The sequence below is a fragment of the Selenomonas sp. AB3002 genome (genome assembly GCF_000702545.1).
Lineage (GTDB): Bacteria > Bacillota > Negativicutes > Selenomonadales > Selenomonadaceae > Selenomonas_B > Selenomonas_B ruminantium_A.
Genome location: NZ_JNIO01000008.1, coordinates 196,114 through 217,134, shown reverse-complemented (window position 1 = coordinate 217,134; position 21,021 = coordinate 196,114). Strand labels below are relative to the sequence as shown.

Sequence of the window (21,021 nt, the reverse complement as noted above, 5' to 3'; positions counted from 1 at the left end):
CATAATTCCTAAAAATCACTCCATACATTGTCACCATTAGTTTCAGCCACGTCTCTCACTCGCAAGGTGGCAAATTTTTCCCGAATTCTTGCCACCTTGAAAAACATCTATCATGTAGTGCCCCGTCATACATAAGTTTCGTCCGTTCATCGAACAGCACCCACAGAATTTCATCAAACGCCTCTGGGTGCTCCTTCACCACTTCCTTGACCGTCTGCACAGCAATCTCCGCTGCTTGCTGCACAGGATAGGAGTACACGCCCGTGGAAATAGACGGAAATGCCACGCTGCGGATACCATGCTCCATGGCAAGTTCCAGCGAATGCCGATAGCATCCAGCCAGCAGTTCTGCCTCACCATCGCTCCCTCCATGCCAAACTGGCCCTACCGTATGGATAACATAATCACATGGCAGCCTGTATGCCTTGGTGATTTTCGCCTGCCCTGTCCTGCAACCATGAAGTGTCCGGCACTCTGCCAGAAGTTCCGGCCCTGCCGCCCGGTGTATAGCACCATCAACACCACCGCCCCCTAGCAGGCTCTCATTGGCGGCATTGACAATGGCATCAGCATAATGCTTGGCAGTGATGTCCCCCAGTTCTGTCCTTATAATAGTCATTGTGCTTACCTCCCCATGTGTTCATTTCACCTTCAAGTCCAGCAACACCTTATCCGTCTCCCAAGGAGAAATGACCGTATAGCCAATGCCAGCTCCGTCCAGGACTGCCTTGATTTCCTCGTCCTTCACCTTGGCCCGCTCCAGATTGGTTTCCTTGCGACCATCAATGCTGATGAACTCATCATTGCGCCGCAAAAGATACTCCACATTGTCAAACTTGGCATGCTCATGCATCACTAGCTGGTCAAAGAGCTCATCAGGCGTGTTGTTGTAGATGATGTTCAGCGGCAGAGGAGAGTCGCAGACCGCATACTCCACTCCATAGCGTTCCAGCGTCTTCAGCCGATGCACCTGCTCAGCAAAGAGATACAGCTGATCCTGCACAATATCCGTGGCATTCTGATACCAGAGCCACTTGGCGTATTCACCCACCAGTTCCGTCTTATATCCCTTGCGCTTCAGCTTCGAAAAAATATCCGCGGCAATGGTGCTCTTGCCAATGCCTGCACCACCATAAAAATTCAGTACCTTCAATCTATCATCTCCAAACATATCTATAACCATAGTATACCCTACAAACGGTTATCTGCAAAAGAGCCATATCCTGCAAACGGCTGATTTTATCTCTGCAACCACCTCTGTTCCACAAATTTATCCATCCTACCATGCCAACGCCCTGATAACCGCTAAGGCATTGCTCCACAATGCAAGAAACCCGCGAAACCCCTTATATCATAGGTTTTCGCGGGTTTTATATGCCCGTTTGCTTGTATCAGTTAAGCTATTATTTTGTCCAATTGTCGTATAAAATTGATACAATCACATTATTTACCGTTTGAGGGGTTGCAAATCTTCTCCTCAAAAACACAGGGGGTTGCATCCCGTTTGCGAGTACCGTGAAGCCTTGTAACGACTAGGTTCCGAGCTTTATTGGTTGCATGTGGCTTGCCAAAGCGCAGAGCGCACCTTGTCTTGCCTGAGCCTCTTTGAACTCGCATAACAGTTATTTTACCATAAAATAAGAAGAGAAGACAAGAAAATTGGCACGGGAACAAGCCCGTGCCATCCTTTATCCTATATGAATTTCTGTGCCGTCCTTGAAGGTAACACTGATGTCATCCTTGCTGTATACGGTCATGAAGTCTACCAGCGTCCCCCACAGGCCTTCATCAAACTCAGTCAGCCGTTTGACTGCGATTCCATAGCCGTTGCAAACTCCTCCAACCCCAAGATATCCCGTGGGATTAGCTGACATCACTAATTATTTGGATTTGAACATCTCCGCAACCTTTTTTAGAGATATTGCCTTGTCCATGAACCAGCGGTAATCTCCATCCCATTCTTTGCTATCAATACCCTTGGAAGTCTTACGGTACACCAACATACGACAATCCATGTCTGCTTCACTCCACTCTATCGTTGCCCCAAGAATCTGCTCAATGTCGGCCTGACGCTCCTGCATAGAATGGTACAGATCCTTATCATTGGTAATGTAAATACCCGCTGTAAGAAGGCCTTTGGACACGTTGATAGTAAATTCCAAAATCAGGGGTTGTACACCACAGCTTAGATTGTACCAATTTGTCGCATATGGCTTTCTCTTTTTGAAAATTTTACTGAACTCCGCATCCTTAAAGGCAAAGGTACAGAAATTCTGCCAAAATTCGAGCTGGAAACGCTTCAAGGGCGTCAAGGACTCCACTACCTTGACACTCTTAGCCCACTCATTCGGTCTTTCTACCACGTTAAAGCGTGGGGCCGGCAACGAGTCACCTATCTTCCAAAGTTCAACCTCTATCAAGAAGACCCCAATCTTTTCATCTGTATGTTGGTTCAGCCAAGCAACAGCCTGCTTGTGCTCATCCCGAGCATGCTTTACAACCCAAATAATCACCTGGGCTTCCTTGCCTGCTGCATAAGTTATTATCTTGCCAAGATGGTCGTGATTTGTATCTTCCAGTTGGTTCTCAATGATAATCCCTCTTGATGTCCCCACTTCTTTGGCGTAGATGTCAACGCTAAAACTACCTACTGACGATTCTGTTTCTTCCAACTCCAGGTCAATACCAACCGCTTCAGCCAACTGTGCAAGGTTTTCATCTTTGGCCAGCCACTGTGAAAAATCATGTTCCTCATGCGGCCATACCGACCGTAAATCAACTACACGCTGCATCTTGCCTAATTTTATTCCCATATCTTCACCCGCCCTGAAAGAAAATTTGAATAATATATATCCCAATCATTGGTTGCTTGTCCCAGTTTATATTCTGCATATGATTCATCTCCCCTGCCTATATTGTGCAAAACATAATATTTAGCGTCACCGACAACACAACAATAGCTTCACAAGTTTCATCAAGCAACCAGAATCGGCTCATATATATGTACTCACTCTATAAGACTCCGTCATACACCAGCTTAGTCCGTTCATCGAACAGCACCCACAGAATTTCATCAAACGCCTCTAAGTGCTCCCCCCTCCATGGGCCTGACTCCTCTAAACAACCAATCGTTCAAGGCGGTACAATTGTTAGCAACAATCTTCCTTCCCCACTGGTTTCATGGTATAATCACCGTAGAAGGGGGACATCAGATGAAGGCCAAACGTACATACAAAGATTCACTCTTCAGAGACATCTTCAACAACAAGCGCCGCCTGCAACGAATCTATGAGGCACTAACAGGTAAGCACATTTCCCTGAGCGATATAACGATTACTACGCTGAGGGGCACCTTTTTTGAAGACATAAAGAATGACATCAGCTTCATGGCTGGCAACCAGCACATCATACTCATGGAGCACCAGTCTACCCTCTCGGAAAATATGCCGCTACGTATGCTGTGGTATATTGCCAAGCTCTACAGGCAGAGAGTTGATCCAGATGCTCCCTACAAGAAAACCCGTATAGCGCTTCCCGCACCGCATTTCTATATGTTCTACAATGGCAAGGACGATGCTCCTGCAAAATGGACTATGCGGCTCTCTGATGCCTTCGAGGAAAATGGCAATACCCTGGAACTTGTCGTCACGGTGTTCAATATCAACTACGCCAAGAACAGCGAGCTCCTGCAGAAATGCCACGACCTCAAGTGCTACAGCATCTTCGTTGACCAGGTACGTAAAGAAGTAGCTGCCGGCAAAACACTGCGCCAGGCCATCAGCCAAGCCATCAAATACTGTCAAGAACACGACCTTCTGGCTGACTACTTCGCCAAGAAGGAACAAGAGGAGGTTTTCGATATGGTTAGCTTCAAATGGGATTGGAACAGGGCTATGGAAGTCAGGGCTGAAGAGGCTGCTGAACAGGCAGCTGCCAAAGCCTCTGCAGAAACTGCTGATGCTAAAACCACTGAATTTGTAATTAGGATGCTGAAGAAAAATTACAGCTGCGATGAAATTGTTGAGCTTGCTGGAACCACCAAAGATAATATAATCCGCATTGCCCAAATGAATAAGCTCGCTTACAACTGAACTTCTCCAAAACTGACCGCTTTGCAAAACATCCTGTTTCCATTTAATCATAATGGCAAGCAGGATGTTTTAATATACATTTGTCTAAAAACTGGAGTGTCTCATTTTTACTGAACTCTCGCCACCTTACCTATCATGCCATGTTTTTCTTTAGCCCTGTAGTGCCCCGTCATACATAAGTTTCGTCCGTTCATCGAACAGCACCCACAGTATTTCATCAAACGCCTTCGGGTGCTCCTTCACTACTTCCCTGACCATCCGCACAGCAATCTCCGCTGCCTGCTGGACGGGATAGGAATACACCCCCGTGGAAATAGAAGGAAAGGCCACACTACGAATACCATGTTCCATGGCAAGTTCCAGCGAATGCCGACAGCAGCCAGCCAACAGTTCCGCCTCGCCCTGGCTGCCTCCATGCCAGATTGGCCCAACCGTATGAATCACATAGTCACAGGGGTATGTGTACCGCCGACTGGCATTTTCCATGCCATCGGTGGTGATGATGAACATGGTCTTCTCCGGCCTGTCCTCATCACGAGCATACTTGTGAATTATCCTTCCGACTCGGACTTCAAAAAGTCCAACACCGTCCACTCCATTCGTTTTATATGTTCCCGAATGTTAGGCTGTTCAAGGAACACGCCGTCTATTTCCTGCTGCTTTGCTGGTGGCAAGGACTCATAAAGCTCAGGAATCTCTTTGAAGAACTCAGCCGAGAAGATGCCGTGTCCCATGCTCTTGCCCCAGTCCATGTGCCTATATATGCTGTTTAGTCCGTTCATCAGATTCTCCCTGTTCTCCGGCCAGGCATCCGTCCCCACGCTAGAAAAGATTTTCTTCACGATGGCGTTGTTCCTCTGCCCTTCCTTTATGGTGGCAAGTCTGGCGCTCTCCATATCGTCCAGCAATTCAACCAATGATTTGCCCATGCTTATGCCTCCTAAACCTCAGTCCCAAAATGCACCGATGTACTTGACGAAGAGCTGCTTGCCTTCCTCTATGCGTGCCTTATAAGCATCATACGCCTTTGCCGTTTCTTCTTCACGGGCATCGAGAAACGCCTGCGCATCCTTCGACAGCCAGGACTTACAGGAGCCGTCCTCAAGCCTCTCATCTTCCCAGGCGTTCGGGAAAGCATCCAGCATCTCACCCATCACTGCCAATCGTGGGTCATTGGGCTCGTCGCCTGCAATCTCTTCAAAAGCCCAGATAATCTTATCGAGTACGGCGTTCCACTCTTCCTCTGTCATCGGGCAGCCTGTCCTGCCCAGAAAGTGTGAGCGGAATATATCCACGAACTGGATAGTGAAGTCCTCCCTGCTTTCCACAAACTTCCACTCGCCAATATCATCCAGGAAGGACTCCACCACCCGAATCCAAAACTGTACCCCATGACACATCAAGAGCATAGGAGAACTTCTTTTGATAAGCCCCCCATAGCTTCACCATATCAGGTCTTTGAGCTGCCAAGCCGTCTTTATCATAGAAGTACCTCCAAGTACTGTCGAAGAATTTTTTCCACATGAAACAGCTTTGCATTGCGCATCAGCTTGCGTAAATCTTTCTCCCTGCTTCTTGCATACTGCTTGATTGCATCCTGAAAGGTCTGCATTTCAATGCTGCTGCGGCTGCGAATCAAGTCGCATATGGTGCGCTCTGCATCATAGACAGGGACAGCATTGCCAAAGGGTGTATCCATCGTGATAAGTCCTACATCATGCAGTTCTTTTTTGATGGTATAGACTTTGATTCCATCAGCCTTCAGGCTGGCAGGATTATAGCCTGTTTTTACAGTGATCGAATATGGACTTGGTTCCCGGTCAGTCAGGTCATGGAAGAACAATGCGCTTTCGTGAGAGAATACGGCCTGACTGCAGCGCAGGTGCAGCATATACATGCCATCTGTCCAGGCATCAGGCAAAACATAGATTCCATGTGCTGCCTGCTCTATACCACGCTGTTTGGCATAGGCATAAAAAGATGTTTTTGTGATGCCATTTTCCAGGACCTGAGCAGTTTTGACAATCCCGTTATTTTGCTCAAAAAGCAAATCGAGCTTTTCTGATGCTTTCACGCTACCACTCCTTTCTTGCTAATATCATAACTAAAATTAGCAAGAAAGTAAATACGCTATTACGATTACCTACTGCCTTCTAGGCTATTTTGCTCACCCTGCAAACGGCAATCTGCCGAACACTTACACTCTAAAAACGGGGCACCTTCAACCATGCAACCCCCCGGAGTAAAAAAGTAGCAATTTTGCTCATAGCTCCCCACCGCCCAATTACAAGCCCCACCCCACAACGACAAAAGACCTCGACGCCCCTTATTTCATGGGGGTTCGAGGTCTTTCTACCTTCGTATACTTGTATTAGTTAAGCTATAATTTTGTCCAATTCAGCCGGTCTATGTCACCTCGACCAAGCATTCCAAATCGATAATCTTACACAGTTCATTATGATAGCACAAAACGCCCCCTTATTCAACGAAACATAAGGCATTGGCCAGGTGGCGTTTCGCGATTTTCCAAGGGAGCGTTTTCATTCTGACTGTAAGCATTCTTGCAATGTTCCATCATCTCGCCCCGAATGCATAAAGGGGAATGACATTTATGACAGGTTCTTTATAGGGGTGGACATTCCTTATAGCCCGCAAAGTGCTATCCAGCTTGTCTATGCGGACATTTACCTCTACCTTGAGCTCCTCTGCCTCACTCACAGTACCTTCCTCTCCAATATATGGTCTGGCTCCCTGAAGCGGCCTCCAGGTGCCTTTGACGCGGGAGTAAGACAGACAACTATCATAATTGCCTATATGCCCGGCATCTGCTGATTGCAATGCCTTTTGCAAAGCCGGGAAATGAGATTCTGGTATGTATATCTCCAGTTTAAGCCAATCCATCGCTATTCCTCACCACCTCCAGCAGACGGGCAAGCCCCTCCACAAATTTCTCGTTATCTGCCCCGGTACGCCTGGCAGGACCTTTTAGATGCACCTTTTTCTTGACGCGCCGGGCTTTTTTGGCCATGTGCCGCTCCATCAGCAGGCGGTCGATATTTTCGGCCGTATACCACCAGCCATTCTGATGTATGGCATAGGCACGCTTTCCCAAGGCCATAGCTGCCACACCATAGTCCTGAGTCACTACAATATCTCCAGCCTGACAAAGATTTATCAATGCCAGATCTACAGCATCTGCCCCGGCACCTATGATGCGTACCTCACTGTAATCAGAAGTCATCACATGATTGGTGTCACATAGAAGCGTCACAGGCACACCATATCTTTTGGCCACCTGCTCCGTCTGCCGTACCACTGGGCAGGCATCAGCATCAACATAAATCCGCATCAGATGAGCTTCCCTTCCAGATGCTCAAGCTCGTGCTGCACGATTTCTGCCTCAAAGCCTGTGAACTTCCGCTTTTCCTTGCGCCAAGCCATATCCCTGTATTTGACCTCAATCCAGTCGTGACGCTCCACTTCACGCTCCCCGGGGATGGAAAGGCAGCCTTCCGTGGCCTTATAAGTCTTGGGAGATTTCTTCACTGCCTCCGGATTCAGCATAGCTGTGAACCTGTTTCCCTCGGCTATGGCAATGATGGCTTTTCGCTCCCCAATCATGTTAGCGGCCATGCCGACACAGTGTTCTCTATGGAAACGGAGAGTGTCCAGCAAGTCCTCAGCTATAGATATATCTTCTTTAGTGGCCGCCTCGGCCTTCTGCCCCAAGAACAGCACATCTCTCATTATCTCTTTTACCATAGTTCCTCCGCCCCTTCAATCTCATGCCCTTATTCATTCTAAGAATTTTAACACAACTATTATACAACACCACATAACAGTTCTCTACCACCAAAGAAAGTGGCTCCCCGGCAAGTAACCAGGCAGCCCAGGCACAGCTTTTCAATTTTTTCTGCTGCGCCGCTTTGCATCCTCATCAATCCTGCGCTTCCAACTGGCTCCCAATGGCTCAGAGCAACACCTCACATGATGTATTGCCTCTTCCATGACCTCGTAGTTCAGTGCTGTTCCTGCTTCATCATTCTGATAGGTCACAGCCCGGTCAGCGTGAATGCCAATATGCCCGGCAGCTTCAATGGCATCTATATTTGCCCCCAGGAACAGGAACTCCCAGCCGAACCTTTCCTTTTGCCTCTCCACCATAGCCTTGACCTTATTGAAGGTATACTGGTGGCTGGCATTTTCCATGCCATCCGTGGTGATGATGAAGATTGTCTTCTCCGGCCTGTCCTCATCACGGGCATACTTGTGGATGTTGCCAATGTGGTGAATAGCACCACCCACAGCATCCAGAAGTGCCGTGCAACCACGGACGAAGTAGGTCTCCTCTGTCATCTCCTGCACCTTGTCCATCGGCACCCGGTCATGGAGCACTTCGCACTTGTCATCAAACAGCACAGTGGAAACAATGGCCTCCCCTTGTTCCTTCCGCTGCTTCCTGATGAGCGAGTTGAAGCCGCCAATGGTATCTGCCTCCAGGCCGCTCATAGAGCCACTCCTGTCCAGAATGAACACGATTTCAGTTAACCCCTTCTTCATTGCAAACGCCCCCTTTTCTTTGATAGCTTTATTCTACCGAAGATGAGGGGGCGTCGGGTCGCCTGCCATGCGACAATTTCAATAACTCTAAAGAGGTGGTTAAACGACCAGCTTCCCCGATTGAATCCACCTTCAAAAATTGATAAGATAAACGCATAGAGAAATCTTGGACGCCAATCGGCACCTCAAACTAAAATGCAAAAATCAAGGATTTACGAATATGGATAAAACCTACATCGCCATCGACCTCAAGTCCTTCTATGCCTCCGTGGAATGTGTGGAACGCGGTCTTGACCCTCTTACTACCGCCCTTGTGGTCGCAGATGAGAGCCGGTCGGATGAAGATACCAGCCGCTACAACGACATCATGCCAGCCACGGAACATACTGCCAGACTGGAAGCACAGCGACATGACTGCGAGATAATCTCAGCTTATGATGACAGCATTTAAGGTGTTGGGCGATATTGCTATGTCGGAAAACAAGAGGAAAATCTTGTAGCTACAGCAAATAGAGATATGTTAAAATAAAATTATGTTGTATTTAGCAATATGAATATAATACCTGTATTGCATTTTAGGAGGATTTTATGGAAACCACACAGGTAGCCAATTTCCGGCGCAATGTCCTGCGCCAGATTGCCAGATATGTCTGGGACGGGACGCTGGAAGAAAAGGTCTACGATATCCTGAACATCGTGAAAGAGGACACCCCCCGGGTGCGCTGCTGCGTGCATAAGGAGCGGGCAGTGCTCAAGAACCGCATCCAGATGGCACTGTGGCAGGAGACTGGCATCCACATCGTAGAGGCTGCCAAGCGGGCACTTTCTGGGAATTTCGAGAAAAACCTGCCTGTCATGGATGTGCTGCCCGATGCCTGCGACGCCTGCCCCATCGACAAGTATTATGTGACTGACCTCTGCCGCCACTGCATCCAGCACAAGTGCATGGAGCATTGCCCCAAGCACGCCATCAGCATCCAGAATGGCCGGGCAGACATCGACAGGGATATCTGCATCGAGTGCGGACGCTGTGCCAAGTCCTGCCCCTACGGCGCCATCATCGAGATTACCCGCCCCTGCATCAAATCCTGCGCCCTGGATGCCATGAGCTCGGGACCGGACAAGCGCACCTTCATCCACTATGACAAATGCGTCAGCTGCGGCAACTGCCGTGAGGGCTGTCCCTTCGGCGCTTTGGACGAGCGCAGCATGATTGCCCAGATTCTCCTTGCCATCAAGGCAGGTAAAAAGGTAACAGCCATGCTGGCGCCTTCCTTTGTGGGACAGTTCGGAGCCAAAGTACAGCCGGGGCAGATCATTGCAGGCATAAAAAAAATCGGCTTTGCCGAAGTGGTGGAAGTCGCCGTTGGCGCGGATATCACCACCATTCGCGAAGCCGAAGAGTTCAAAGAAAAAGTACCGGGGAAGATTGATTTCATGACCAGCTCCTGCTGCCCTGCTTTTGTGGAGCAGGTGAAGAAGCACTTCCCGGAATTCAAGGAAAACATTTCCGAAACCGCCTCTCCCATGGTCGCCTGCGGACACTGGGTAAAGGATAAAGATCCTGAAGCCCTGACCTGCTTCATCGGTCCCTGCATTGCCAAGAAATCTGAAGCTCTCCATCACCCCGAGTGCATGGATTTCGCCATGACCTACGAGGAACTGGCCTGCATCTTCGACGGGCTGGATATCGACCTGGACAATTTGCAGGCAGAGCCTTACCAGACCACGGCCACAGCCGGCGGCATCGGCTTCCCCCTCAACCGGGGCGTACAGTCCTCCATGAAAGCCCTGCTGACCAAGCAGGATGGCAAAGCAGACACCATCATGGAGTACGCTGACGGCCTCAGGAACTGCCAGGACAAGCTGACCCTGGTGAAGCAGGGGACGCTGCCCATAGAGTACTTCGAGGGCATGGCCTGTGTAAACGGCTGTGTGGACGGTCCCGGTACTCTGGCCCAGCAAGGCCTGACCCGTGTCATGGTAACCAAATTCGCCCAGACGGCAGAAAAGAAAATCAGCGACGAAAACGAGGAAGCCGCACAGGCTGCCTCAAAAACAGGCCAGTCCTGATTTTCAGGCTTTCTCCAATCCTGCCACAGCGTAAGCAGAAATCCCCTGTTCCGTGCCGGTGAAGCCAAGCTTTTCCTCAGTAGTGGCCTTGACATTCACCTGGTCAGGCTCCACTTCCAGCACGCGGGCAATATTATCGTTCATAGTCTGAATATAATCCTTGAGCTTTGGTCTCTGGGCTACAATGGTGGCATCTACATTGCCCACCTTGTAGCCCTTTTCCTTTATCAGCTCCACCACGTGAGCCAGCAGTTTCATGCTGTCTGCCCCTTTATACTTGGGGTCGGTATCCGGGAAATGGCGGCCAATGTCTCCTAAAGCCGCCGCCCCTAAGAGAGCATCGCTGATAGCGTGAAGGAGCACATCTGCATCGGAGTGGCCCAGGAGCCCCAGGGTATGGGGCACTTCCACGCCGCCCAGGATCAGCTTCCTGCCTTCAACCAGCTTATGCACATCATAGCCCATGCCAAAACGCGTCATCTATTCTTCCTCCTTCATCTGCTGCAGAAATGCTTCTGCCGTCACCATATCCTCAGGGGTAGTGAGCTTGATATTGCGGTAGTCCCCCTCCACCACCTTGACAGGCCTGCCCAGCCTTTCCACCAGACTGGCATCATCTGTGCCCAGGAACCCCTCCGCTTCAGCTCTGTCGTTAGCCTCCAGCAGTATGTCCTTCCTGAATCCCTGGGGGGTCTGCACAGCCCAGAGGGACTTGCGGGGCGGGGTGCTGACCACCAGCCCGTTATCATCTACGATTTTCACCGTGTTCTTCTCCGGCACGGCAGCAATGGCCCCGCCGAACTCCTTCGCACCCTCTATAACACGTCTGATGACCTCAGCGGTAATCAGAGGGCGGGCCGCATCATGCACCAGCACCAGACCTGCCTCCTCAGACACGCAGTTCAGGCCGTTCCTGATGGAATACTGCCGCTCTGTGCTGCCTTCCACCAGCTGCCAGGGCTTCAAGCCCCTGGCCCCTTCCAGGATGGCCCTCACTTCCTCCATCTCCTGACGGCCAGTAACCACAATCAGCTCCCTCACCTCGTCCAGGCGGGAAAAACTCTCCAGCGTGCGCAGGAGAATGGGCTTGCCGCCAAGTTCCAGCAACACCTTGTTCTTGCCCGCCTTCATACGGGAGCCCTGTCCCGCAGCGGGAAAAATCACACTTACCATAGTAACTCCTTAAAAAGGGGCTGTCCCATGGACAGCCCCTAACTAACCTTGAGAAAAATCAATGTTTAGGTTTGGCAAAAATCATGCGACCTGCCGCCGTCTGAAGGGCGGAAGTGACCTCCACTTCCAAAGTCTCACCTATATGGCGCTGGCCATTTTCCACCACAATCATGGTGCCATCATCCAGGTAGGCCACTCCTTGGCCCTGCTCCTTGCCGGATTTCACGATGGAAACCACCATCGTCTCCCCGGGAATGACCACAGGCTTCACGGCATTGGAGAGCTCGTTGATATTGAGCACCTCCACGCCTCTGAGCTGGGCTACCTTGTTCAGGTTGAAGTCGTTGGTGATGATCTTGCCGCCCACTTCCTGCCCCAGACGCACCAGCTTGGAGTCCACCTCTGTGATGTCATCATAGTCCACATTGGTGACCTCTACCTTGAGCTTCTTGGACTCGCCGCGAATCTTGGCCAGGATATCCAATCCCCGGCGTCCCCGCACCCGCTTGAGCTGGTCAGCGGAATCGGCAATATGCTGCAGTTCCTCCAGCACAAACACGGGAATCAGCAGCGTTCCTTCAATGAAGCCGGTTTCACAGATATCGGCAATGCGGCCGTCAATGATGACAGAGGTGTCAAGGAGCTTGTAATCCTTGCCCGCTGGCAGCTCTGCCGGCACTGCTGCAGGCTTGGCAGCATTTTGCTTGGCCTCCCGGTTCTTGGCCAGCTCCTTCAAGAGCTTGGGGAAGAAGTCGAAAAGCCCCGCCAGTTCCTGACGCTTTTTGATGGTGATATGGATGCCAAGATAGCCCAGCACAATGCTGAAGATTACCGGGATATAATCACCGATAAGGGGAATCTTGGCAAAGGAATAACCTAGGAGATTAGCAATAATGAGTCCGATAGAAAGTCCCACAGCCCCGGCAATCACATCGTGGATGGGCATCTTGCTAAGCTGCTGCTCCACCCAGGTAGAAAACCTTTTGAGCTGCCGGATAAGGTACGGAGAGAACAGGAAACCTATGATGCCGCCCAGAATAGCACCTGTGAGCAGGCACAGGAGACTTGCCAGCGTCAGCTTGAAGATTCCCAAGTCAGTCTTCAGTACCTCTGTGCTTAGAAAATCCGTCAGAACGGGAGCCAAAAGATGAAACAGCGCCCCGCCTGCTATAGCCAGGAAAGACACAATGAAGAACCTGAGTACCCTGTCTAGCATCTTCTCACCTCCTTTCAGTGAGGAATTGATAAATCCATCTAAAAATGAGAAAAAGTCAGACAGACCATCTCTATAAGTATAGCAGGTCTGTCTGACTTTGTCCAAAGATTCAATGCGTGTAGACGTTCTTATCCAAGATGTCGTCCACCCAGCCCTCTACTTCATCTGGTGTCTTGTCACAAGCATAAACGAGTTCGCTGATGAGGATTTGCCTGGCTAGATCCATCAGGCGGCGTTCGCCGCTTGATACTTTGCGCTGGCGGTCTTGCAGTATGAGGTTGCGTGCCACTGCGGCCACATCACAGATATTGCCGGTTTTCATGCGGTCGAGGTTCGCGTGGAAACGTCTGTTCCAGCTGCCTGAGGCCTTCTCCGGCTTGTCCTCCAGCACGTCTTTGACCTCACCTACCTTATCCTCTGAAATAATGTCTCGCAGACCGATGTTGTCCACATTATCGGTTGGAATCATCACTTTCATGTTGCCTAATGGCATTTGGAGGACATAATAAGATTTTCCTTCGCCGAGGACCTCGCAATTCTCAATGCCTGCAATAACCCCCGCGCCGTGCATCGGGTAGACCACCTTGTCACCTACATGCAACAAACAACCACCTCCCCGAAAAGCAGTTCATCGCTAGCCTGTTTACATTATAACACACGCTTTCCAAAAAAGCAAAATAATAAAAATATTTTATTTTAACACGCAGTATTAACTTCGTCAACCTGTGCACATAATGAAAGCAGGCGCACGCCGCCTCTAAAAGGCAGCTGTGCGCCTGCTTTCATATTTCATGATAACCTGTCTTAACCTTCCACGTAATGACTGAAGCTGCCAATAACCAGCTGGGGGAACTCGGCTTTGAGGGTTTCCAGGAATTTCCTGGTACCCACAGCCTTGCCTTTGGCCTCAGGCATGATAGCCAGGAAAGCGTCCGGGTCTATGTTGAGGTTCCTCACCTGTATCATCTGCACTGGCAGCTCACGGAAGAACTCCTGCCAGGCGGCCAGTTCCTCTTCCCTGTCGTTGTAGCCGGGGAAGTAGAGGAGATTCAGGGAGACATAGACGCCCTTCTCCAGAGCGTAGGCAATGGACTCCTTGACATTTTCCAGATGGTAGCTGGCCCGGTAGTAGGCATCGTAGCCTTCGGGGCGGGCGCTGATGATGGAAACCCGCAGGCTGTCGAGGCCTGCATCAATGATTTTCTTCACGCCCTCAGTCCAGCCTACGTTGGAATTCATATTGATCTGACCCTTGGTGGTCTTGGCGCGAATCAGCTTGATGCCTGCAGCGATATTATCTGCTGCCAGGCTGGGCTCTCCCTCACAGCCCTGGCCGAAGCTGATGATGCCGTCCGGGGCCACTGTCAGGTGGTAGATGCCTACCTCTGCTATCTCCTCCGGGGTAGGCCGGAAGGTGATGCGGCTCTGGGGAGAAGGGCAGCACTCTGCAGGCTGCAGGGAAATGCAGCCAAAGCAGTTGGCATTGCATACAGGAGAGGTGGGAATGCCGCACTCCCAGCGACGGTAGAAAAGATTCTGGGCAGTACAGCAGTGCCAGTTGAGGGAGCACCCTGCCACCTGCTCCACAATGCGATTGTTGGGCAGGTCCTTTTTGGTGCGCTTCACCAGTTTCTTAAGCTCTGCCGTATTGTAATGCACCGGGTCCCACTTATCATTTTCATCGGTGTAGAAGGCGGCGCAGTAAAGCTCATCCTTGTAAACCACCACCGCTGTATAGCCATAGAGGGGCAGGCGCTCTGCCCCCTCTTCCCTCTCGTACGCGGGCAGGAACAGGCGGGTGAAGCCTGCAGGCAGGATGGCAGACACCGCCTGTCCCGCAATGGGCAGCACTTCCCCTTCAGCCGTCATGCCCACGGCCTGATGGCCGGGCAGGAGCATCAGGTCAGCACTCTCCGGCAGAGGTATCAAATCCTCAGGCTTCAGCTCCACATTGGTGCTGCCAGTACGCCCCATGCCCCTCAGTCCCGGTGCATCCAGGATATTTCCTTCCTCGTCAGCGTACACCGCCGTGATGATATCACTCATGCTGCTCCCCCTTCCTGTGCTTCCTTGCTTTCCTGCTTCTCCGGCTCAGCCTTTTGCTTCTGCTTCTTCACCTTCTTGGGATTGTAAAGGTTCATGGCCTTGTCAGTATCCTCTGTGACTATGCACTCCACCGCAGGCAGCAGGTACTGGATAGCTTCCTTGATCTTCGGCACATCTTCCTCCTGGAAGGGCGCCAGCACATGGTTTATCACCGTCCAGCCGGGCAGAGGCCTGCCGATGCCAATCCTCACCCGGCTGAAATTTTCATCCCCCAGATGGGCAAGTACAGACTTGATGCCATTGTGCCCCCCGGCACTGCCCTTCTTGCGGATGCGAATGGTACCAGCGGGGATATCCATATCGTCGTGGGCCACAATAAGCTGTTCCGGCATGAGCTTGTACCAGTTCATCAAGGGGCCTACTGCCCTGCCGCTTTCGTTCATATAGGTCTGGGGCTTCACCAGCAGGATTTTCTCCGTACCCATGCGCCCCTCGGCAATCAGGGCATCAAACTTTGACTGCCAATCGGTAATGCCCATTTTTTCTGCCAGGGCATCCAACAGCATGAAGCCCACATTATGCTTGGTCTGGGCATACTCCCGGCCGGGATTGCCAAGGCCTACGATAACTTTCATGATTTCCTCCTAAACAAACTGACAGTTGAAGGATATACCCCCAACTGTCAAAAACACATCAAATATTGTCTGCGGTAGGATCCCCCACCAGGAACAGGTACGCCAGCACTACAATGCCAAGGGCAATGCGGTACCAGCCAAAGGCCTTGAAGTCATTGGTCTTGATATACTGAAGCAGGAACTTGATGGAAGCGATGGACACCACGAAGGCCGTGGCCATGCCCAGCACCAAGATCAGCATTTCTGCACCGGTATAGTGAAAGCCGAACTTCACCAGCTTCAGGAAGCTGGCCCCGAACATCACGGGAATGGCCAGGAAGAAAGTGAACTCCGTGGCCACATAGCGGCTGGTACCAAAGAGGATGCCGCCGATGATGGTGGAACCGCTGCGGCTGGTGCCCGGCACCAGGGAAAGCACCTGGAACATGCCGATGATCAGCGCCGTCTTGTAATCAAGGCGTTCCAGCCTGTTCACCCGGGGACGGCGGCGCTTGTTGTAATTCTCGATGACAATGAAGAGCACGCCGTAAAAGATCAGGGTAAAGGCCACCACAGGGGCATTCATGAAATGCTCTTCCATGTAGTCATTGAAAGCCAGGCCGATGACAGCGGCGGGCACGCAGGCCACAACCACCTTCATCCACAGGTCGATGGTCTCACGCTTCTCCTGCCTGGTCTTCCAGGAAGAAAAGGGATTCAGCCGTTCAAAGTTCAGCACCACTACCGCCAGGATTGCCCCCAGCTGGATCACCACCAGGAACATATCCATGAACTTCTTATCCACATCCAGCTTGATGAACTCATCCACCAGGATCATGTGGCCCGTGCTGGACACCGGCAGCCACTCCGTCAGGCCCTCCACGACGCCGAGGATGACTACCTTGACAAGCTCTATGATACTTAAATCCAAAGTCTAACTCCTCCTAAATAAGTTGCTTACAAAAAACTTTTTCCATTATAACGCAACTGTTCAAATTTTGCTATAGGCAAAATATACCTAATGGCGTTTCAACAAGAAGATTTTCTTTGTCATAACGTAGTTAAAAAAAGCCCCGAAGCTATAAAGCCTCGGAGCCTTGAGTATTAATCTTTATCTTACTTCTTCAATACTTCCTTCATCACATCAGCCACATGCTCCTTGGTGAAGCCGAACTTCTCGAAGAGCAGGTTAGCAGGAGCGGAAGCGCCGAAGCCGTGCATGCAGACAGTAGCGCCGTCCAGGCCTACATAGCGGCCCCAGCCGAAGTCGGAGAGAGCCTCCACGGCCACGCGGGCGCGCACAGCCTTGGGCAGGATTTCCTCCTTGTAGCTGGGAGTCTGCTGCTCGAAGAGATCCATGCAGGGCATGGAAACCACGCGGACGTCGATGTTGTCCTTGGCAAGCTCTGCCTGAGCATCGATGGCCAGGCTGACCTCGGAGCCGGTAGCGATGAGGATGCCGTCCATCTTCTCGGGGTTCTTGGCCTCGGAAATGACGTAAGCGCCGCGGAGAGCTGCCTTGCCGGAGCCAGCCAGCTGGGGCAGGTTCTGACGGGTCAGCACCAGAGCCGTGGGAGTGCTCTCGGCGGTGACAGCCAGGCACCAGCCGGCAGCGGTCTCAGCCATATCAGCGGGACGGAACACATTCACGTTGGGCAGGGAGCGCAACATAGCCAGCTGCTCGATGGGCTCATGGGTGGGGCCATCCTCGCCTACGCCGATGCTGTCGTGGGTGAAGACATAGGTCACAGGGATGTTCATCAGAGCTGCCAGGCGCATCATGGGCTTGGTGTAATCGCTGAACACGAAGAAGGTGCCGATATAGGTGCGCAGGCCGCCGTGGAGGGTGATGCCGTTGGCAATGGCTGCCATGGCGAACTCACGGACACCGAAGTGCAGGTTGCGTCCATCGTAGCTGCCCTTGGCAAAGTCGCCGGCGCCCTTCATTTCCGTCTTGTTGGAAGGAGCCAGGTCAGCGCTGCCGCCGATGAGGTTGGGCAGCAGGTCCTTCAGGCGGTTGATCATGGTGCCGGAGCAAGCGCGGGTAGCCACCGGCTTGTCTTCCACAGCCCAGAAATCCTTGTCGTTCAGCAGGGACATAGCATCCACCGGTGCGTGGAACTTATCCCAAAGCTCCTTCATCTCGGGGAACTTGGCGCAGTAGTCAGCGAAGAGCTTGTTCCAGGCAGCCTCAGCCTCCTCGCCCTTCTTTGCCACTTCCTTGTAGTGATCATAGACCTCCTGGGGAATGTTGAAGGTCTTGTCCGGCTCAGGCCAGCCAAGAGTTTCCTTCAGAGCCTTCACGTTCTCATCGCCCAGGGGCTCGCCGTGAGCGCTGGCCTTGCCCTGCTTGGCGGGGCAGCCATAGCCGATCTGAGTCTTCACGGTAATGAAGGAAGGATGCTCCTTGTCAGCCTTGGCCTCCTCGATGGCCTTGCCGATGGCTTCAAGGTCATTGCCGTCTTCCACAGTGATGGTCTGGAAGCCGAAAGCAGCCATGCGTGCCTGGACATTCTCAGTGAAGGCGATATCCGTGGAACCCTCGATGGAGATGTTGTTGCTATCATAGAGCACAATCAGCTTGGACAGGCCCAGGGTGCCAGCCAGGGAGAAAGCCTCGGAGGAGATGCCCTCCATCATGCAGCCGTCGCCGCCCAGCACAAAGGTGTAGTGGTCAACCACGGGGAAGCCGGGCTTGTTGAACTTGGCAGACAGATGTGCCTCAGCCATAGCCATGCCCACAGCCATGCCCATGCCAGCACCCAGAGGACCGGTGGTAGCTTCAACGCCTACGGTATGGCCATACTCGGGATGGCCCGGAGTCAAAGAGCCGTCCTGACGGAAGTTGCGCATATCCTCCATGGTGAGGCCGTAGCCGAAGAAATGCAGCAGGGAGTAGAGCAGCGTGGAGCCATGGCCGCCAGACAGGATGAAACGGTCACGATTGGCCCACTTGGGGTTCTTGCCGTTATGATTCATGTGCTTTGCCCACAGCTCATAAGCCATGGCAGCGCTGCCCAGAGGCAGGCCCGGGTGACCGGAATTTGCCCTCTGCACAGCATCAGCTGCCAGCACACGGATTGCATTGACGCAGGTGGTGTCGAGATTAGCCAAGGTAAATCTCCTCCTAAAACTAAAAATACTTAAAAGATAGAATATTATACATATCAATCTCAGAGGGGTGTCCCCCTCCGAGTATCAATATCAAAAAACTTTTTACGCTTATTTCGCCAGATCAGGACGCAGGGCTACTGCGCCTTCCTGATAAACATGGCAGAGCTCTTGCTGACCCTTGTCAGTGTCTATGAGCAGGAGCACCCTGATGCACCTTGGGAGGCTGCCCTCAATGGCACACTGGCGTGCATCAAAGAGCGGCACCAGGTCAAAGCCCGGCAGGCTCCGCACCCCCGTGGAAGGGAATGCCGCCGTCAGATCTTCCGTCATGGAAAAGATAGCCGCCCCGATAGCCTCCGCAGAAATATCATTCTTCTTCAGGAGTTCCTCCATCAGGACTTTGGCGGCATGCCAGATTGCTTCCTTGTCATCAACAGGAGCAGTTGTCGCTCCCCGCAGGCCACGCATTGCCATGGCCTCACCTTCCCTTCCATACTTGTTTACAGACCCTTGCTGCCTTTGTGGATATCCCAGATCAGCCTGAGACTCAGGATGAAGGCCAGGAAATAGCCAGCCAGCCCCAGGAGAGGTATCTCCATTATCTTAGGCGTCATATTGGTAGTGCAGATGGTGCTGGAGGCCAGCAGGATAGCTGCACAGAGCAGGGCCAGGATCAGCTTGTTGATCATCTGGTCCAGCCGCCTGAGAGGCTCCTCTGAGCCAGTCACATCAAGGTTCACCTTGGTCTGGCCGCTCATGGTCATCTTCAGGATATCCGAGATCTGCTCCGGCAGCTGCACGGATTTTTGCAGAAGCTGCAGCCCCTGCCGCTTCGCCTTGTCAAATTCATCATGCCAGTTGAAATTCTTCTTGAAATCCACCGCCAGGCTCTTGGCGAAGATTTCCACAAAGCTCACCTTGGGGCAGCAAAGCCGCATGACTCCCTCGATGGTCAGCACCCCACGGGCAAACATGGCCAGCCCCTGAGGACAGGCCAGATGATGCACCCGCAGGATATTGATAATCTGCCGTGTCAGCACCCCCATCTGCAAAGAGCTGAAATCAAGGCTGCTGTACTGCCCCAACAGGGCATCAATGTCCTGATAGAGAGCAGTGTGGTTGATGCGCCCCTTGGCCACCCCCAGCTGCAGGACAGCCTCCTTCATCTCAAAGGTATCGTGGCGGGCCAGGGCTATGACGGCCTTGCGGATAGCCAGCCTGTCCTTGGTGGAAAGACGTCCCATCATGCCCAGATCCAGCCACACGATGCGGCTGTTGCGTATCCAGATATTGCCCGGGTGAGGGTCGGCGTGGAAGTACCCGTCTTCAATGATCTGCTTGACGTAATTCTCCCCCAGCCTGCGGCCCAGGATGCTCACATCGTAGCCCCGGGCCTTCAGCCCTTCCAGGTCATCCATGCAGATGCCTTCCACGAATTCCATCACCAGGATATGCTGGGTGGAAAGGTTCTTGTAGACCTTGGGGCAGGAAATATACTCATTGTCGCTGTTCAAATGAGTGAATTCTTCTATGTGGGAAGCTTCCATGAGGAAATCCATTTCCTGCTGGGCAATGAGCCACATCTCATCCAGCACCTGGCCGAAATCCACCACTTCCTGGGCACCGCTGATGACCTTCACCAGGGTAGCAGCCCGCTTCAGCAGCACAATGTCCTGGCTCATGATCTCATAGATGCCGGGACGCTGGACCTTGATGGCCACCTTTTCGCCGCTCACCAGAGTTCCGCGATGAACCTGGGCAATGCTGGCAGACCCCAGAGCCTTTTCGTCAATGTAGCTGAAGACCTTCTGCCAGCGGCAGTTGTACTCCTGCTCTATGACCTCGGTAATGGTTTCAAAAGGCAAAGGCAGCGCCTCTGTCTGGAGCTTCATGAGCTCCTCGCAGTATTCGGGAGGCAGGAAGTCGGGACGCATGCTCATGACCTGGCCCAGCTTCACGAAAGTGGGCCCCAGATCCTCCAGCACTGCCCGCAGCTTCTCGGGGGTCATGCCCCCCATGACTTCCCGCTTGCGCAAGACGTTCACCATTTCCTTGAGGCGCGTCGTGGTACTGGTATCCTCTACACGCCCCTGGAAAAATCTCTTGAGCATTGCCACGCCTCCGGTTCTTAGAA

General features: G+C 52.0%; 24 protein-coding genes. 3 read left to right on the top strand and 21 right to left on the bottom strand.

Annotation, left to right across the window (positions count from 1 at the left end; genetic code table 11):
- Positions 1-55: 55 nt before the first annotated feature.
- The 3 genes from P159_RS0108520 to P159_RS0108505 all read right to left on the bottom strand — a co-directional run bounded on the left by P159_RS0108520 (position 56) and on the right by P159_RS0108505 (position 2,813).
- Positions 56-619, bottom strand: coding sequence for an O-acetyl-ADP-ribose deacetylase (locus tag P159_RS0108520; RefSeq protein WP_051650252.1), 564 nt, complete (start codon positions 617-619; stop codon positions 56-58).
- Between the two features lie 21 nt (positions 620-640).
- Positions 641-1,153, bottom strand: coding sequence for an AAA family ATPase (locus P159_RS0108515; protein WP_029543195.1), 513 nt, complete (start codon positions 1,151-1,153; stop codon positions 641-643).
- 727 nt (positions 1,154-1,880) lie between these two features.
- Positions 1,881-2,813, bottom strand: a complete 933-nt coding sequence (locus P159_RS0108505; protein WP_029543190.1) for a DUF4268 domain-containing protein — start codon at positions 2,811-2,813, stop codon at positions 1,881-1,883.
- 399 nt (positions 2,814-3,212) lie between these two features.
- On the opposite strand from P159_RS0108505, the gene P159_RS0108500 reads away from it, so the two are divergent.
- Entirely contained in the window at positions 3,213-4,091 is an 879-nt protein-coding gene (locus P159_RS0108500) for an Rpn family recombination-promoting nuclease/putative transposase (protein ID WP_029543189.1), read from the top strand.
- A gap of 150 nt (positions 4,092-4,241) precedes the next feature.
- Here the strand turns inward: P159_RS0108500 and P159_RS0108495 are convergent, their stop codons facing one another.
- The 8 genes from P159_RS0108495 to P159_RS0108460 all read right to left on the bottom strand — a co-directional run bounded on the left by P159_RS0108495 (position 4,242) and on the right by P159_RS0108460 (position 8,651).
- Complete coding sequence (locus tag P159_RS0108495) at positions 4,242-4,601, bottom strand: macro domain-containing protein (RefSeq protein ID WP_051650251.1); 360 nt, start codon at positions 4,599-4,601, stop codon at positions 4,242-4,244.
- Between the two features lie 41 nt (positions 4,602-4,642).
- Positions 4,643-5,020, bottom strand: a complete 378-nt coding sequence (locus P159_RS0108490) for a hypothetical protein (protein WP_029543187.1) — start codon at positions 5,018-5,020, stop codon at positions 4,643-4,645.
- An 18-nt stretch (positions 5,021-5,038) separates the two neighbouring features.
- On the bottom strand, positions 5,039-5,500 hold the full coding sequence (locus P159_RS0108485; RefSeq protein WP_029543185.1) for a hypothetical protein: 462 nt from the start codon (positions 5,498-5,500) through the stop codon (positions 5,039-5,041).
- 71 nt (positions 5,501-5,571) lie between these two features.
- Positions 5,572-6,165 carry a type IV toxin-antitoxin system AbiEi family antitoxin domain-containing protein gene (locus P159_RS0108480; RefSeq protein ID WP_029543183.1) on the bottom strand — a complete coding sequence of 198 codons (594 nt, stop codon included), beginning with the start codon at positions 6,163-6,165 and terminating at the stop codon, positions 5,572-5,574.
- 500 nt (positions 6,166-6,665) lie between these two features.
- On the bottom strand, positions 6,666-6,992 hold the full coding sequence (locus P159_RS0108475; RefSeq protein WP_029543182.1) for a cytochrome c biogenesis protein: 327 nt from the start codon (positions 6,990-6,992) through the stop codon (positions 6,666-6,668).
- Positions 6,979-7,440, bottom strand: coding sequence for a YaiI/YqxD family protein (locus P159_RS0108470; protein ID WP_029543181.1), 462 nt, complete (start codon positions 7,438-7,440; stop codon positions 6,979-6,981). The genes P159_RS0108475 and P159_RS0108470 overlap by 14 nt, the downstream gene beginning before the upstream one ends.
- Entirely contained in the window at positions 7,440-7,853 is a 414-nt protein-coding gene (locus P159_RS0108465) for a peptide deformylase (protein ID WP_029543180.1), read from the bottom strand. Before P159_RS0108465 ends, P159_RS0108470 begins: the two co-directional genes overlap by 1 nt.
- 141 nt (positions 7,854-7,994) lie before the next feature.
- Entirely contained in the window at positions 7,995-8,651 is a 657-nt protein-coding gene (locus P159_RS0108460) for a vWA domain-containing protein (protein WP_029543178.1), read from the bottom strand.
- A gap of 220 nt (positions 8,652-8,871) precedes the next feature.
- On the opposite strand from P159_RS0108460, the gene P159_RS21000 reads away from it, so the two are divergent.
- Positions 8,872-9,102 (top strand): hypothetical protein, encoded by a 231-nt coding sequence (locus tag P159_RS21000; RefSeq protein ID WP_029543176.1) that lies wholly within the window; start codon positions 8,872-8,874, stop codon positions 9,100-9,102.
- Positions 9,103-9,239: 137 nt separating this feature from the next.
- Positions 9,240-10,724 (top strand): monomeric [FeFe] hydrogenase, encoded by a 1,485-nt coding sequence (locus tag P159_RS0108450; protein ID WP_029543175.1) that lies wholly within the window; start codon positions 9,240-9,242, stop codon positions 10,722-10,724.
- 3 nt (positions 10,725-10,727) lie between these two features.
- On the opposite strand, the gene ispF is transcribed toward P159_RS0108450, so the two are convergent.
- The 10 genes from ispF to P159_RS0108400 all read right to left on the bottom strand — a co-directional run bounded on the left by ispF (position 10,728) and on the right by P159_RS0108400 (position 20,998).
- Complete coding sequence (gene ispF / locus P159_RS0108445) at positions 10,728-11,204, bottom strand: 2-C-methyl-D-erythritol 2,4-cyclodiphosphate synthase (RefSeq protein ID WP_029543171.1); 477 nt, start codon at positions 11,202-11,204, stop codon at positions 10,728-10,730.
- Complete coding sequence (gene ispD / locus P159_RS0108440) at positions 11,205-11,897, bottom strand: 2-C-methyl-D-erythritol 4-phosphate cytidylyltransferase (protein ID WP_029543169.1); 693 nt, start codon at positions 11,895-11,897, stop codon at positions 11,205-11,207.
- 58 nt (positions 11,898-11,955) lie between these two features.
- Positions 11,956-13,113, bottom strand: a complete 1,158-nt coding sequence (locus P159_RS0108435; RefSeq protein ID WP_029543167.1) for a PIN/TRAM domain-containing protein — start codon at positions 13,111-13,113, stop codon at positions 11,956-11,958.
- A gap of 109 nt (positions 13,114-13,222) precedes the next feature.
- On the bottom strand, positions 13,223-13,717 hold the full coding sequence (locus P159_RS0108430; protein ID WP_029543166.1) for a CarD family transcriptional regulator: 495 nt from the start codon (positions 13,715-13,717) through the stop codon (positions 13,223-13,225).
- 200 nt (positions 13,718-13,917) lie between these two features.
- Entirely contained in the window at positions 13,918-15,159 is a 1,242-nt protein-coding gene (locus tag P159_RS0108425) for a radical SAM protein (RefSeq protein WP_029543164.1), read from the bottom strand.
- On the bottom strand, positions 15,156-15,794 hold the full coding sequence (gene pth / locus P159_RS0108420) for an aminoacyl-tRNA hydrolase (protein WP_029543162.1): 639 nt from the start codon (positions 15,792-15,794) through the stop codon (positions 15,156-15,158). Before pth ends, P159_RS0108425 begins: the two co-directional genes overlap by 4 nt.
- Positions 15,795-15,852: 58 nt before the next feature.
- Entirely contained in the window at positions 15,853-16,704 is an 852-nt protein-coding gene (locus tag P159_RS0108415) for an undecaprenyl-diphosphate phosphatase (protein WP_029543160.1), read from the bottom strand.
- A gap of 185 nt (positions 16,705-16,889) precedes the next feature.
- Entirely contained in the window at positions 16,890-18,887 is a 1,998-nt protein-coding gene (gene tkt, locus P159_RS0108410; RefSeq protein ID WP_029543158.1) for a transketolase, read from the bottom strand.
- 108 nt (positions 18,888-18,995) lie between these two features.
- Positions 18,996-19,355: a chorismate mutase gene (gene aroH / locus P159_RS0108405; protein WP_029543156.1), complete on the bottom strand. Its 360-nt coding sequence runs from the start codon at positions 19,353-19,355 to the stop codon at positions 18,996-18,998.
- Between the two features lie 32 nt (positions 19,356-19,387).
- Positions 19,388-20,998, bottom strand: coding sequence for an AarF/UbiB family protein (locus P159_RS0108400; RefSeq protein ID WP_029543153.1), 1,611 nt, complete (start codon positions 20,996-20,998; stop codon positions 19,388-19,390).
- Between the last annotated feature and the right edge of the window lie 23 nt (positions 20,999-21,021).